Here is a 14384-nt window from a genome sequence, read left to right as displayed (position 1 = left end):
TATCAGTTCAATCTGCAGGTGATAAAAAATAAAAGCTGTTCATCAGAACAGCTTTTTCTCTTTATTTTAAAATCTCAGCTTCAATAGAGCTGTCATCATAAATTTTGATTAATGCCTTAGTATAATCTTCTTTAGTAGCAAAATTAGGATTATCCAGGAACTTCTGTGGATTAACAGCAAAAAGAGGAAACCAGGTACTGCTGATCTGGATCTGGATTTTATGTCCTTTTTTGAAAGTGTGAACAACATCCTGAAGTCTGAAGTTGACCGCTGTTTTCTGATTCGGAACTAAAGCTTCTCCTTTTTCTCTTGTATTTCTGAATCTTGCCGGCATAATTTCACTTCTTACCATCTGATGATAGTTTCCATAGATTACCCCGTCTTTCTTCTCTGCAGGTTTGAAATCTTCAGGATATACATCAATCAGTTTTACGGCAAAATCAGCATCTGTGGAAGTAGAGGCAATACTAAGCTTAGCCATAATTTCCCCGGCAAAAGTAATATCATCTGTCAGTACATCAGTGGTGAACGTCAATACATCAGGTCTTCCTTCTGCAAATCTCTGATCTTCCGACATATAATTTTTAGGCGTAAAGCCATTAAAATCTTTTAAGTGATCGGAACTTAAAACCGGGTTTTCAGGATCACTGTAATATTCTGAATATCCTGAGCCGGAAGTTTTCTTTAAGGTTTTGTCTGATAAATAGAAATTAACTTTCTGTGCATTTTTAGGCGGATAGGAAGCAAATTCTTTCCATTCCTTGGCTCCGGTATCATACATTAAAGCTTCAGGAAGTCCTGCATCTTGTTTTGTATTTCCTTTCAGGTAGTGATTGAAGAATTTAGTCTCAATATTTTTCTGATAATACGTTGCAATGCTGTCTCCGAAATAAGTTTCACTGTGGAAATGTTTTCCCTGTTCCTGAGACCAACCCCCATGAGAGAAAGGTCCCATTACAATAGTGTTTTTCGCTTTTGGACTTGTTTTTTCAATTGTTTTGTAAATATTCAAAGGACCGGAAAGGTCTTCTGCATCAAACCATCCTCCTACGGTCATCACGGCATGATTGATATTTTTCAGGTGAGGAAGAAGGTTTCTCTTCTGCCAGAATTCATCATAGTTGGTATGGTTCATAATTTCTGTCATGAAGAAATTATTTTTGTAATATTTTTCATAAGCATCTTTTAGGGTACCAAGGTCTCTGTAGAACTTGAGGCCATCTTCAGAAGTTTGCTTAATGAATGAATCCATATACCAGGCTTGTTTTTCAGGTTGTGTTTTCTGAACCCCAAAAACAGGGAATGTTCTGAAATAGCCTAGCATAAATCTTCCGTTATGAAGGAAATCGTCGTTCCAGAAATCCGATATTGGAGCCTGAGGAGAAGAGGCAACCAAAGCAGGATGCTGTGCTAATGTACCTACAGCAGTATAAAACCCCGGATAAGAAGTTCCAAACTGTCCCGCTTTACCATTATTATCTTTAACGTTTTTCAAAAGCCATTCTATTGTATCATACGTATCGGTACTTTCATCCACATCTTTTTTTGTTTTACGTTCTACCTGAGGAGTCATATTGGTAAAAGTACCTTCACTCATATATCTTCCGCGGACATCCTGATAGACGAAGATATATTTATCTTTCATCAGATAAGTATTAGGGCCTACCTTTGTTTTATATTCATTTTCTCCATAAGGAGCAATGCTGTAGCAGGTTCTCTGCATCAGAAAAGGATATTTGTTTTTAGCTGAAATATCTTTCGGAATGTATACTGCTGTGAAAAGCTTCACCCCGTCACGCATAGGAATATAAAATTCTTTCTTGGTGAAATTATCTTTAACGAAATTGTCTTTCTGCTCTGTTTTTTGAGCTTTTCCAAGAAGGAAAAAAAGAATACATAAAACTGAAATATGGAGTTTCATAAAAAAAATTTACGGCTAATTTAAAAATAAAAATACGTTTATTACTAAATCTTATTTAAAAGGTTTTTATCATAAACATTTACGTGAATAAGCATGAGAGGATATTTTTAAACCACCTTGTCAAATTTTCAATTGGGCACCCCTCCAGAGGAAGGGAATCTCAGGTCTTCAATTGTAATATTATTCAAGATTACAATTCTGTATGTTCATAAAAATAGCCGGAAAGAACCGGCCATGATCAAAATGATATATAAAAATATAGTCTTGCTTTATTTCCTTTTTTTACCGGCAAATTTATTAAGTTTCATACTCAGCGAAAACATAATGTACCGTTTCAGGATCAGATCTTCACGATCTTCAAAATAAGAATCTGTGATGGTTCTCCTTACACTTTGATTCTGATTTAAGACATCATAAATTTTCACTTTTGCTGTCAGCTGTTTTTTGAAAAAAGAATAGCCCAAGCTGGTATTCCAGAAATAAAAATCCTTTTTGAATCCGGGAGCGATATTGGAGTTGGTATTGTATTCAAAATCATTTCCGAAAACCAGCCTGCTCTGGAAAAGATAGTTGGTAAGTTCTAGTTTTAATGACTGATTGGTGGTATTGACTCTGTCGATATTGTAATTGGAGTATTTTGATATATTATATCCAATTCTGTATGAGGGTTTAATGCTAAACTTTTCCTTGATCTCAAAGCTGAGGTTAAGTCCAGGATTAAAACTGTATGAGTTGCTTTTGAAAGCCTGTCCGTTGATAAAACCATTATTGTAATTGTAATTCAAACTGAACCTTGGGGTGATGGTAAGTTTCTTGTCCTGCCACTTAAAAATCTTGGTTAAACCTGTACCCACCGTAAGATTTTTATTTCCACTTATATTATCATAAGTGACAATCTGTTTTCCGGCATCATCATATTTAGTATAATTAATAACATCATTATTTCTGTAGATAAAGCCTACGTTGATATAATAGTTGAAATTTTTGATAATATTAAATCTGTTAAAAGAAACATTGCTGTTTGTCATCCAGGTGTTCTTTAAATCGGGATTTCCTGTATAGGTAACCAGCGGGTCTGATTCATCCTTATAAGGAGTCAGCTGTCCTGCCCCGGGAATATTGAAGCTGGAAGAATTGGATACGGTAAGTCTGGTACGCTCAGAAAAAACATACTGAAAACTCATAGTATATCTGGGAAGGACAAAGTTTTTCTGAAGATCATACTGCTGTCCTTTGAAAACAGAACTTACCGTCATTTCCGAAATGTCAAGATTGGCAACGCTCCAGAGATTAAACTTCTTTTTGAAAAGAGAAAAAGAAAGTTCAGGTGATAGCTGGTTGATGGTTTGGTTCATACTGTTGGAAAGAACAGTATTGTATTTGGAATATTGTCCTGTAACAGGATCAAAATCATTGAAATCTCTGGAATTCCGGGATACTTTTGAACTGTATTCCAGCTGAAGGCTTACAATTGCTGAATCTGAGATAGGTTCTGTATATCCCGCACTGAAGCTATAATTATTATTTTGGGTCTTATTCTTCTGTAGCTGGTCACGGTTATCTGTGGTTGTGCCGGTTTGGTTATAAAATGTATTTTGTGACTGGTTGATATTATTATCGTTGGACTCAGAAATACTGGTGTTGATGGTAGCAGAAATTGACCTTCCTTTTTTCTTTAAGTTTTTCGAAAAATAAATATTCGGACTAAAGGTATTGCTTTCTCCATTGGTACTGCTGGAGGATGTACTTTCATTAAGCCGTTTATCATCTCTTAACGTTGAAGACTGTGATCTGTTGAAACTGAAGTTTTCCGATTTTGAAAAAGATGGAGATATATAAATATTGGTTAGAGAATCCAGTTTTATTCGGGCTGAGCTGTCAAAATTATACTGTCTGGTTTCATTGTCACCATTGCTTTCAGAGTCGGTTTTGAGTGTATAGCCGGGAAGAAGGGTAGTTCTTGAAACTTTAGACCGGGTTTCCAGGGTAGAATTGGAGTATTTTACACTGAGGTTATCAAGATCTGCGTCTCTTCCCAATTTGTCATTGTAGTTAAGACCAATAGTGGTAGATCTTTGGATTCCATTGCCTCCGGTTTGGGTTCCGGCACCTCTGATGCGTCCCATATTATCAAAAACATCATCAGCAGAAACACTTTTAGAATTGATATTGTTGGAAGAAGCCAAAATGCTGATTTTAGTGTCTCCTTTAAAATAACTTAGAAGCCCGCTACCTTCATATCGTTTATCAGAACCATAGCCCAGGGTAAGTCTTGAAAGAAATCCTTTATTCTTCTTTTCATCAATATTAAAGTTGATCGTGGTATTCTGAGATTTGGGAGGCTTTCCGCTAAGTTCTTCTTCTTTTGTTTTTGTTGTCGTAAACTGAATATTTTTAATAATATCTGCCGGAAGATTTTGTAAAGCCATTTTACCATCTTTATCAAAAAATGGTTTGCCATTGACCATAACCTGATCTACATCTTTTCCATTCACTGTAATTTTATCATCATTACCGACTTCCACTCCGGGGATCTGTTTTAAAAGCTCCAGAATTTTGCTGTCGGGGCGTACTTTGATTGCTGATGCATTAAATTCTACGGTGTCATTTTTTATTTTTACAGGAGAGACCGTAATTTTGACCTCATCAATATTGATTACGGCTTTTTTCTCAAGCTGAATATCACCCAACGATAAAGACTGGTCAATTTTTTCAAATCGCTTAGAATAAGATAGGTTTTCAGCATCAATTCTCAGAATAGATGGTTCTTTGAGCTCATCCATTTTTAGTGAAAATTTTCCCTCCTTATTGGTAGCAGTATAATTGACAATAGATGAATCTTTTGTCTTCAGCAGATATACTGTTAGATTTTCTACAGGTTTCTTTCTCAGATCCGATACTTTTCCGTCAATATGCAGTTTTTGGGCATGTACAATCACAATATTGCATACAAAGAGCAATAGCAGTAAGACTTTCTTCATTTAGTTTTTCAAAGACGTAAAAATAGAAAAACATCCCAATATAGGGATGTTTCTCAGTATATTTCTGAAATTAATTTTTGTAAAATTAATTAAGCTCTCAAATATCTTGAATAAGCATATCCTTCCTGACCGTCAGCAGTTTTCACTTTCCACCAGTCATCAGAAGTCTGCTCAATTAAAGTTACTGAAGAACCTTTTGCCGCTTTTCCTACAACAGCAGCTTCCGTAGAAGGCTCTTGTCTGATATTCAGGTTAGAATCTTCTGTTGCGATCGTTAAAGAAGCACCTGCAGCAAGACCTGCTACTTGTACATCAATATTGATATCTGAAGAAGAATATGTAGAATCAATAGCACCTAAAGCATTCCATACTGCATCTTTTGCAGCAGTGTTTGAAGCATTTCCGGAAACATAAAGAATTCCGTCCTGCTCCTGAACCTGAAGGTTTGAAATTCCTGCAGACTGAGCTGCTGAAACTACACTTGAATATTTATCTTGTAATTCGCTCATCTTAAATTATTTTACAGTTAGGTTATTGTTATATTTTCCAATTTTCAGAGCATCTACAGATTCTTTGATCTTTCTAGCCTGTAAACCTGAAACATTTCCTGTAAGGGTAAGTTGTCCGTTTACAACTTCTACTTTTACAGTTGGGAAATCTTTTACAGCATCCTGAACTTTTTTCTGAACAGCAGGATCTACAGCAGAAGTTGTTTCAACAGGTGCCGCTGCAGGCGCAGGTGCTGCTATAGTAGACATATCCATTACGTCTTTTACTCCACTGATCGCTTTTAATTGTGTGATCATTGCATCCTTAGACTGCTGATCTGCAAAAGTTCCGCTTAAGTGAGCTACGCCTTCTTTTACTTCAACAGAAGCATTGGGATTAGAAGTTACTACAGTTGTAGCCTGAGTCTGAAGATCGGCATCAGATACTTTCTTTTTACAAGAAACTGCTCCGAAAGATACAGCTACAGCTAATGCAGCCATTGCGATAGTTTTTTTCATATTGTATATTTATTAATGTTGTTATACAATCAAATGTAATAATAAAATTTGTACCAAAAGAATAAAAAATCAATAAATGTTTCTTAAATTTTTTACAATATTTTATAAACCAGGGATTTAATTTTTAAGTGTTATACATCTTTTCTAAGGTCTTTCCGATCTTTTTTGTTTAGGATTATTAAACAAAATGTTCAATAAAGAATTTCCACTTCATTGGAGAAAACATGTAAACAGCCCTCTTGTTTGTTACAGAATGTTTTACTGTTCAACTATTGTAAGTGAATTATAGGCCCCACTTCCTGAAGTATCAAACTGGCTGACTGTTCCATCAAATGCTACTGTAATCCAGATAAAAGGTCTTAATTTGTCTCCTTTATTTAAATACACACTTACTGTACAAGCTGAGCCTACAGGTACTGCATTAGGACTTCCTCCTGTATCAGAAGCATATCCATTATTTGTTTTTACTCTTTGGGTAATAGTACCCGCTGAGTTTCTAACTTCCCAAATTGCCTCTGTTTGATTATTGGCTCCAGTATTCACCTGGCTGGATTGTAATGCGAACGTAAAAGTTGCAAAGTATACACCGTCACGTGGTGCTATGAATTCACCAGTAGCCGGGTTAAAATTTGCAGTCGGAACACCCGAATCAGAGTCTAATTTCTCAGCCCAGTTAGTTAAGTATGAAGATCTTCTTTGAACCACCCCGGATTTAGTTCCTATTTCCGAAGGTACTGCACTTTCAAATACGTATGTATCCTGAGTAATCTTACTTGCCATTACGATGATACGAGGTTTTCCTTTTGGGAAAAAACTAACCCAGGAAGAACCGTCGGAAAATTCTAAATAGCCTTTTACCCCAATAGCAGGACTTGCAACATATCGTAAGGTACCTGCACCTGCTTCGGCAGCTGTTTTCGTAGTATTCCCGATAGCCACAGACCCATTGGTGCCGCCACGCAGATCCATAGCTACCTTCGGATTAGCTACCAGCACACCCATTCTTCCGGAAGGGTCAACCACAATATTACCCGCATTTGTTTTAATTTCTACAGGATTTGTCGGATTGGGTACTCCAATTCCTATTTGAGCATTTATATAGCTTACTTTAAGTGATACAATAAGTAAAGTACTAATACATCTTTTTATTTTATTTTTTGATACCATCATTAAGTGTTTTTATAATTCGCTAATGCTTAAATTATTTAATTTGCTGTCATTTAGTGTGTTTCGCGCGCTGCCAATATTATGCCTTACGCTAAACTTTATAGTATCATCTTTCTTGAGATTGAAAATAGCATTACAATTTCCACTTATATAATTGCTTACTGCACCAGCCTGAAAAGCGGGATAAGAATTTATTGTTTTAAATACCGGAATATTATTAGAGCTTTGGCTGCTTTCTATGGCCGTTTCTATAAATGTATTTTTAGGGATATTTCCATTAGATAATGTGATGCTGAAAGAAACCAAATAAAAACCATCGCGTGGAGCTTTGAAAATTCCGCTGGAAGGATCGAAATCCCCACCGGTGCCAGCACCTAAATCAACTGTTTCTGCCCAACCGGTAATGACCGTTGATGCAGCACTCGGAATGCTTTGGGCAGAGCTTTTATTAGCGTTTACAAGGGCCTTGGTAGGGGGAGTAAGTGGTAATGCTATCCATTGTTCACCATCAGAATACTCTAAAAATCCACTGGAATTGTAACGTATGGCACCTCCACCTGCTGTAGTAGGACTTTGGGTATTACTGCCCAAACCAATAATTCTTTCGTTACTTGAAGATCGAAGATCAACTTTAGTAACCGGATTTAAAAGGCCAACACCTAACTGACCGGTTGATGTAACAACGATGTCGTTAGATATTTTTGTTGCATCGGGTGTGGAACCATCATCTTTTCCTGCGTCAATGTGTAAAGGCTGTGCAGGATTCGGGATGAAAAACCCTACCTGTGCAGTAGTTTTTATGATAGAAAAAACTAAAATACAAGTGAATAATTTAATTATATTGATTTTCATACTCTATATCTTAATGTTCTATTACGGTTAAATTATTAAACCCATCATCAGGATTTGCGGGATTCAGAGGGTCGGTGGTAACCCGAAGTGGAATAGCACTTGAGGCAAGGTTCTGATATAATCTGACACTTACTCTGGTACCTGCATCCAATGTGAGTGTAACAGTACTTGAGCCTCCAGCCTGTGTGGAGCGTGTAGCATTGGCATCATCAGATGAACCCGTCATAGATTGGCCAAAAGTTTTGTAGACACTGGCCAGAACCGTGCTTGTAGCAGGATTATAGAACTGTGATTCCACTCTGGAGCCATCAGTAATAACAGTACCGTTAAAATTAAATGTTAGTAAAAAAGTATAGGTTCCATTACGGGGAGCTGTAAATTCACCCGAACTGGGGTTAAAGCTATTGCTCATGTCACGTACCTCATTCCAATTAATAATAGTTGTTGCCGAAGCTGTAGGTATTGACTGGCTTACAATTTTCCGAACTACGACCACGGCCTTTTGAGGGGCAACATAAGCTTTATGCCATACTGTACCATCAGACACTTCAATTTTGGCTCCTACCGGCGTATTATTTACATCATAGCGTACAGCACCTGCTCCTGCTGCATTGGCCAACATACTCGTAGTACCGATACCCAGAGAATTTTCATTTGCTGTTGATCTCATATCTAATTGGACCTGAGGGGTAAGAACTCCCGCTCCAATAAAGCCTGTTACTTTATCGATCACAATATCATTAGAAAGTTGTGCTGGAGTTGGCGTTCCTGAAGTTGGATTATCCTTGGCACCGTCTACGTGAAACATTCCTTGTGGATTCCCTGTTCCTATACCAATTTGTGCATTAAATATATTGATAAAAAAACATAAGGGAAGTATCAATATTTTGTATTTTTCTTTTTTCATATTCTCATGTAGAATTTCAAGCAATTAATTAAATGTAGTAAGCGTTAATCATTACCTGTTAATCAGCTTATTTTTAAAATTTCATAAACTGGTTTCAAAAATCAAAAAATGTACATTAAATCTCATGGATAGTATTTTGATTTTTAATGATGCAGTACCTTTAAATTGTTGCGTTTGAGGGAATAAGCAAAATTTAAAGTTTAAAAATTAATTGTACTGCATGCTCTTAAAAACAGATATAAGTTTCATCATAATAAATTTAATTTCTTATAAATTAATGTGTTTTTAGAATCTTATTAATGTAAACGTTAGGTTCTAATCGTTTTATAATATATTTTATGCAAAACTGATAATTTTATGCAATCAATCAAAAAATAACGAATCGATATATTTCGAGACGTTTATAGATTTTAGTATTGCAATTAAGGGCGTTTTAATTGGTTGATGATTAGTTGAATAGATTGTAAACCATCTATTGTTTTTTTTATTTTCAAAATACCCGACGGGTTATTAAAATTCTACTCTAAAATTAATCCGTTTTGAAGAAAATCTTATGCCAACTGAAAAACCATTATATTTGCGCAAATTGAACTATATATGAAAGGACAGAATAAACTTTTTATAGCAATTATCATTGCACTTATCCTGGGAGTAGGAATTGGAGGAATAGTACATGTAAAATATCCGGAAAGTGCGGAACCTTTTTCCAAGAATATAAAATTATTGGGAACTGTTTTCATCAGATTGGTACAGATGATCATTGCCCCATTGGTATTTACCACTTTGGTTGTTGGAATAGCCAAAATGAGTGATATCAAAATGATCGGAAGGGTAGGGACAAAAGCCATGCTTTGGTTTATTTCTGCTTCTCTGGTTTCCCTTTTTATAGGCTTGATGCTGGTAAACTGGCTGGAACCGGGACATGTAACAAAGCTACCAATCCAGGATGTTGCTTCTGCTGAAGACCTTCTTAAAAGCAGCAAAAGTTTTTCTTTGGAAGATTTTGTGAAGCATATGATTCCTAAAAGTTTATTTGAGGCTTTTGCAACTAATGAAGTATTACAGATTGTAGTATTCGCTATTATGTTTGGAGTGGCTTTGGCAAATTTGGGAGAAGAATATGCTCAGCCGGTCGTTAAACTTTTCGATATTATTGCCCACGCTATCCTTAAAATGGTAGGATATATTATGTGGTTTGCTCCTCTGGGAGTATTAGGAGCTATTGCAGCAGTAGTGGCTACCAATGGGTTTGAAATATTTAAAGTCTATGCCATTTATTTAAGAGACTTCTTCTTCGCATTAGGAGTTCTGTGGCTTGTTCTTTTACTGGTCGGATATCTGATCTTAGGAAACCGTCTTTTTGATTTATTGAAAAGAATTAAAGAGCCTTTATTGATCGCATTCTCCACAACAAGTTCGGAAGCTGTATTCCCAAAATTGGTGGAAGAGCTTGAGAAATTCGGATGTAACAGCAGAGTAGTATCTTTTATTCTGCCTTTAGGATATTCTTTCAACCTGGATGGAAGTATGATGTATATGACATTTGCCTCTATCTTCATTGCCCAGATCTACGGTATCGAAATGACACTGGGGCAGCAGATCACGATGCTTCTGGTATTAATGCTTACTTCGAAGGGTATTGCCGGAGTTCCAAGAGCTTCACTGGTGATTATTGTGGCTACCTGCTCGATGTTTGGTATTCCTCCGGAAGGAATTGCTTTAATTCTGCCAATTGACCACTTCTGTGATATGGGAAGAAGTATGACAAACGTATTAGGAAATACACTGGCTACTTCTGCAGTTTCTAAGTGGGAAGGACAGTTAACCGAGCCCTTAGATAAAATTTAAAGATTTATCAATGAGTTTAAAAAACTTAGAAATATATAAAAGCCATATTCTTGAATATGGCTTTACTGTTATAAACACTATTTTTTCTCCTGAAGAAATTGATAAAATAAGTCGTGTTCTTGAAAATATAGATACTTCAAAAGAAAATTTCAGGAAATCTGAAGACCTGTTTGCTATTAGACAGTTTTTAAAAGAACTTCCAGAAATAAAAGACCTCATCTTTAATGAAAATATTCAAAGAGTGGTTAAAGAAATTTTTGGAGAAAAATATTTTGTGGTAAAAAGTATTTATTTTGATAAGCCAGAAACCTCTAACTGGTATGTAGCCTATCATCAGGATCTCACTATTTCTGTAGATAAAAAATTGGATGTACCCGATTTCGGCCCCTGGACCACAAAACAAAACCAGTTTGCCGTTCAGCCTCCGCTACCTATACTGGAGAATATTTATACCATCAGAATTCATCTGGATGATACGGATGAAAATAATGGAGCCTTAAAAGTGGTTCCAAAATCCCACTCCAAAGGAATTTACAGACCTGAAACTATCGATTGGAAGGTGGAAACTGAAGAAATATGCAATGTGGAAAAAGGGGGAATCATGATTATGAAACCTCTTACCCTTCATGGTTCCAACAGGACCACCAACGGTAAAAAGAGAAGGGTGATCCATATAGAATTTTCTGACATGGAACTTCCGGGGGGCCTGCAATGGTCTGAAAGAATGTATTGAGATAAAAAACAAACCCCTCTTCAAATTCTGAAGAGGGGTTTGTTTTAGCTTTAATCAGAGTATAGTATTTCGCTGTCAGGATCTTCAATACTTTCCTGATCGTAACAGAAAAACAATAGAAATTCTTTTTCTCGTTTTATTTTGCAGAGATTTCATCAATAAAGATATAAGCATCTCCACCGGCGCCCTGATGCCATTCCGGAAGCTTCCCGAAATAATAAGCTTTTACTTTGAGATATCTGGCTTCGGTAGGAAGTATTTCCGTTGTAAAGTCTTGTATCTGAACCTTTTCGTCTTTAGGATCGATCGTATTATCTATTGTTTTCAAAAGAATAAAGTCTTTACCATTCATAGAAACATAATATTCCACTTTTTTGGGCATCAGGATCCAGGCTTTACTGTCCTGAAGATAGGTGGAAGATAGTTTTGTGATCTGCTGAGGAGATTGGAAATCAATAATTGCTTCGAAATTCTGCCCCTGATATCCATGCCATTCCCCTTTTCGCCAGTTGATATCTCCTCTGATTCCGTCAATTAATGCCAGTTTTCCATTAGCTGTATACTGAGGCGTGGCTTTTGAAAGAATATGGATATCCCAATAATTCGGTCTTCTGTTAAAATTGGCTACTGTCGCAGAGCTTTTCTCACCATTTTTTTCGGCATATGCGAGAACCTGAGTCGTTTTTGTGATAGAGAAAGGTCCTTTGTAAGGAATGAATGTTTTTCTTTTATTGGCATCACTTTCATCCATAGTCATATAATACACTTTATCACCGGGGTGTAATGGAGTAATCTCAACCTTTGTAGAAAAGTCAAAAATCCGGTCAGCTGAAATTATAGGGGAAGCTGTGATCTGATCATACTTAAAATCTTTAAATGATTTTACATTTTCAAATCCCAGTTTTTTAAGTTCTGCCTTACCTGTATTTTTGGTAATGGTTTTCGTAGTTCCGTCTTCAAGATGAATTTTAACCTCATCAAAATAAGGAGTAGTTGTTGCCCATTCAGGTAATCCCGGGGTTACAGAATAAATTCCCATCGAGCTTAGCACATACCAGGCACTCATCTGTCCGTAGTCTTCATTTCCAATAAGTCCGTCCGGTGTATTTTTATAAAAATTATCAAGGATATATTTAATTTTAGCATCTGTTTTTTCAGGTTTATCTACAAAATTGTAGAGATAAGCAATATGATGACTCGGTTCATTTCCCTGCGCATACTGCCCCATTAACCCTGTAATATCTACCTGTTCTCTGCCTGTTGTCTTATCCGGAGCAGCGAAGATGGCATCAATGAATTTTTCAAATTTCTCTTTTCCGCCATGAGCTGCAATAAGACCGGGAATATCCTGTTGTACGGAATACGAATAATGCCATGAATTTCCTTCTGTATAATTATTGTTTACCTCTCTCGGATCGAAAGGTTCATACCATTTTCCATTCTTTCTGGGTTGCATAAATCCGTTCGTAGGATTATAGAGGTTTTTCCAGTTTTGAGAACGTTTCATGAAATACTGATAATCTTCTTTCTTACCTAAAATTTTAGCCATTTGAGCAATACACCAGTCATCATAGGCATATTCTACTGTTTTGGAAACACTCTCAGACTCATCATCTATGCTGATGTAATTATTATGCTTGTAGGCATTTAACCCAAAAATATCCAGCATGGCAGAATTCTTTGACGCCTGAAAAGCTTTTTCATAATCAAATCCCTGAATTCCTTTAGCCATAGCATCGGCAATTACAGAAACAGCATGATAACCGATCATGCATTCTGTTTCATTGGAAGCCAGCTCCCATACAGGAAGTTTTCCTCCCTGCTCATATTGTTTGATAAAGGTGTTGACAAAATCGGCGGTTCTTTTTCTGTCAATTAAAGTCATCAGAGGATGTGCTCCCCTGAAGGTATCCCAAAGCGAAAACACGGTATAATAATCGAAGTCTTTGGCTGTATAAAGCTTATTATCACGGCCTCTGTATTTTCCATCAGTATCCATATTGATATTAGGCTGTGTAAAAACATGGTACAATGCCGTATAAAAAACAGAGAGTTTGTTTTTATCCTCAGATTTTACCTCTATTTTTGAAAGCTCTTTATCCCAATCTGTTTCAGCCTGTTTTCTTACTGTTTCAAAATCCTTCGTCTGTCCTTCTGCCAGCATATTTTTTTCTGCCCCTTCATAGCCTGTAGGGGAAATGGAAACTTTTATATTGATTTTTTCTCCCTTTTTAACCTCTGCAGAAAATGCCAAAGCCAGTTTTGTTCCGGTATAAAGGTTGGCCTCCTGTTTTCCGTTAACTTCCTTCTTAGAGATTTTCATAGGTTTAGAAAATTCAATTCTGGAGTAGATATACTGATTGGTTGCCCAGGCTTCACTTCTTCTGAAAACTTCAATGGTTTTATCATCAATGATTTTTACTTCACCTTCCAGCAATTTGTCTCTATGGTTGAGGTCCAGAATAATATTAGCATTTCCGGCATTATTGAAAGTATACTCGTGATAGCCAACTCTTTTGGTAGTGGTAAGGCGAACGTTGATGTTGTTTTTATCTAATTTTACAGTATAAAATCCGGCAGTAGCTTTTTCGTTTTTATGTGAAAATTTTGAAGAATAGTCTTTACTATTCAGAGTTGGATTGCCCATCGTAGGCATAAGCATAATATCTCCGTAATCAGAAACCCCGGTTCCATTCAGGTGAGTATGGGAAAACCCATAGATCACCGAATCCGAATAATGATATCCGCTGCATCCGTCCCAGCTTCCGTCTATTCTGGTATCCGGAGAAAGCTGTACCATTCCGAAAGGAACTATAGCGCCCGGAAAAGTGTGACCATGACCTCCTGTCCCTATGAACGGATTGACATATTGTGAATAGTTCTGAGCAGAAATAATCTGGGTAACAAATAAAGAAAACGTGATGAGCCCTTTTTTCATATTCTAATTTTATAATAGCGAATATATTGA

General features: G+C 36.5%; 10 protein-coding genes. 2 read left to right on the top strand and 8 right to left on the bottom strand.

Going from position 1 to position 14384, the window contains the following annotated elements:
- Positions 1-61: 61 nt before the first annotated feature.
- From DRF57_RS12315 to DRF57_RS12285, 7 genes are all read right to left on the bottom strand, one after another.
- Entirely contained in the window at positions 62-1921 is a 1860-nt protein-coding gene (locus tag DRF57_RS12315) for a CocE/NonD family hydrolase (protein ID WP_115918785.1), read from the bottom strand.
- A gap of 269 nt (positions 1922-2190) precedes the next feature.
- Positions 2191-4902, bottom strand: coding sequence for an outer membrane beta-barrel protein (locus tag DRF57_RS12310; RefSeq protein WP_115918782.1), 2712 nt, complete (start codon positions 4900-4902; stop codon positions 2191-2193).
- 89 nt (positions 4903-4991) lie between these two features.
- Positions 4992-5411 carry an SH3 domain-containing protein gene (locus DRF57_RS12305; RefSeq protein ID WP_047492023.1) on the bottom strand — a complete coding sequence of 140 codons (420 nt, stop codon included), beginning with the start codon at positions 5409-5411 and terminating at the stop codon, positions 4992-4994.
- Between the two features lie 6 nt (positions 5412-5417).
- Positions 5418-5909 carry a BON domain-containing protein gene (locus tag DRF57_RS12300; protein ID WP_047492027.1) on the bottom strand — a complete coding sequence of 164 codons (492 nt, stop codon included), beginning with the start codon at positions 5907-5909 and terminating at the stop codon, positions 5418-5420.
- Between the two features lie 258 nt (positions 5910-6167).
- Positions 6168-7079 carry a hypothetical protein gene (locus DRF57_RS12295; protein WP_115918780.1) on the bottom strand — a complete coding sequence of 304 codons (912 nt, stop codon included), beginning with the start codon at positions 7077-7079 and terminating at the stop codon, positions 6168-6170.
- A gap of 9 nt (positions 7080-7088) precedes the next feature.
- Positions 7089-7928 carry a complement C1q domain-containing protein gene (locus tag DRF57_RS12290; protein ID WP_115918778.1) on the bottom strand — a complete coding sequence of 280 codons (840 nt, stop codon included), beginning with the start codon at positions 7926-7928 and terminating at the stop codon, positions 7089-7091.
- Positions 7929-7938: 10 nt separating this feature from the next.
- On the bottom strand, positions 7939-8835 hold the full coding sequence (locus DRF57_RS12285; protein ID WP_047492038.1) for a hypothetical protein: 897 nt from the start codon (positions 8833-8835) through the stop codon (positions 7939-7941).
- Between the two features lie 597 nt (positions 8836-9432).
- Between DRF57_RS12285 and DRF57_RS12280 the strand changes: the two genes are divergently transcribed.
- Both DRF57_RS12280 and DRF57_RS12275 read left to right on the top strand, forming a co-directional pair.
- Entirely contained in the window at positions 9433-10683 is a 1251-nt protein-coding gene (locus DRF57_RS12280; RefSeq protein WP_115918776.1) for a dicarboxylate/amino acid:cation symporter, read from the top strand.
- A 10-nt stretch (positions 10684-10693) separates the two neighbouring features.
- The gene (locus tag DRF57_RS12275; RefSeq protein ID WP_115918774.1) at positions 10694-11416 is read left to right on the top strand and encodes a phytanoyl-CoA dioxygenase family protein; all 723 of its coding nucleotides are present in this window, start codon (positions 10694-10696) and stop codon (positions 11414-11416) included.
- A 136-nt stretch (positions 11417-11552) separates the two neighbouring features.
- Here DRF57_RS12275 and DRF57_RS12270 read toward each other — a convergent pair whose 3' ends face one another.
- Positions 11553-14354, bottom strand: a complete 2802-nt coding sequence (locus DRF57_RS12270) for a GH92 family glycosyl hydrolase (protein WP_115918772.1) — start codon at positions 14352-14354, stop codon at positions 11553-11555.
- Positions 14355-14384 lie beyond the last annotated feature (30 nt).

It is taken from the genome of Chryseobacterium rhizosphaerae, assembly GCF_003385455.1.
Taxonomy (GTDB): Bacteria; Bacteroidota; Bacteroidia; order Flavobacteriales; family Weeksellaceae; genus Chryseobacterium; species Chryseobacterium rhizosphaerae.
Note: the sequence above shows the minus strand (reverse complement) of the source record. Positions and strands in the feature narration are given on the sequence as shown.

Excerpts from the sequence above, each read along its gene's own strand:
- DRF57_RS12315 (WP_115918785.1), bottom strand. The coding sequence starts at position 1,921 with ATGAAACTCCATATTTCAGTTTTATGTATTCTTTTTTTCCTTCTTGGA.
- DRF57_RS12310 (WP_115918782.1), bottom strand. The coding sequence starts at position 4,902 with ATGAAGAAAGTCTTACTGCTATTGCTCTTTGTATGCAATATTGTGATT.
- DRF57_RS12305 (WP_047492023.1), bottom strand. The coding sequence starts at position 5,411 with ATGAGCGAATTACAAGATAAATATTCAAGTGTAGTTTCAGCAGCTCAG.
- DRF57_RS12300 (WP_047492027.1), bottom strand. The coding sequence starts at position 5,909 with ATGAAAAAAACTATCGCAATGGCTGCATTAGCTGTAGCTGTATCTTTC.
- DRF57_RS12295 (WP_115918780.1), bottom strand. The coding sequence starts at position 7,079 with ATGATGGTATCAAAAAATAAAATAAAAAGATGTATTAGTACTTTACTT.
- DRF57_RS12290 (WP_115918778.1), bottom strand. The coding sequence starts at position 7,928 with ATGAAAATCAATATAATTAAATTATTCACTTGTATTTTAGTTTTTTCT.
- DRF57_RS12285 (WP_047492038.1), bottom strand. The coding sequence starts at position 8,835 with ATGAAAAAAGAAAAATACAAAATATTGATACTTCCCTTATGTTTTTTT.
- DRF57_RS12280 (WP_115918776.1), top strand. The coding sequence starts at position 9,433 with ATGAAAGGACAGAATAAACTTTTTATAGCAATTATCATTGCACTTATC.
- DRF57_RS12275 (WP_115918774.1), top strand. The coding sequence starts at position 10,694 with ATGAGTTTAAAAAACTTAGAAATATATAAAAGCCATATTCTTGAATAT.
- DRF57_RS12270 (WP_115918772.1), bottom strand. The coding sequence starts at position 14,354 with ATGAAAAAAGGGCTCATCACGTTTTCTTTATTTGTTACCCAGATTATT.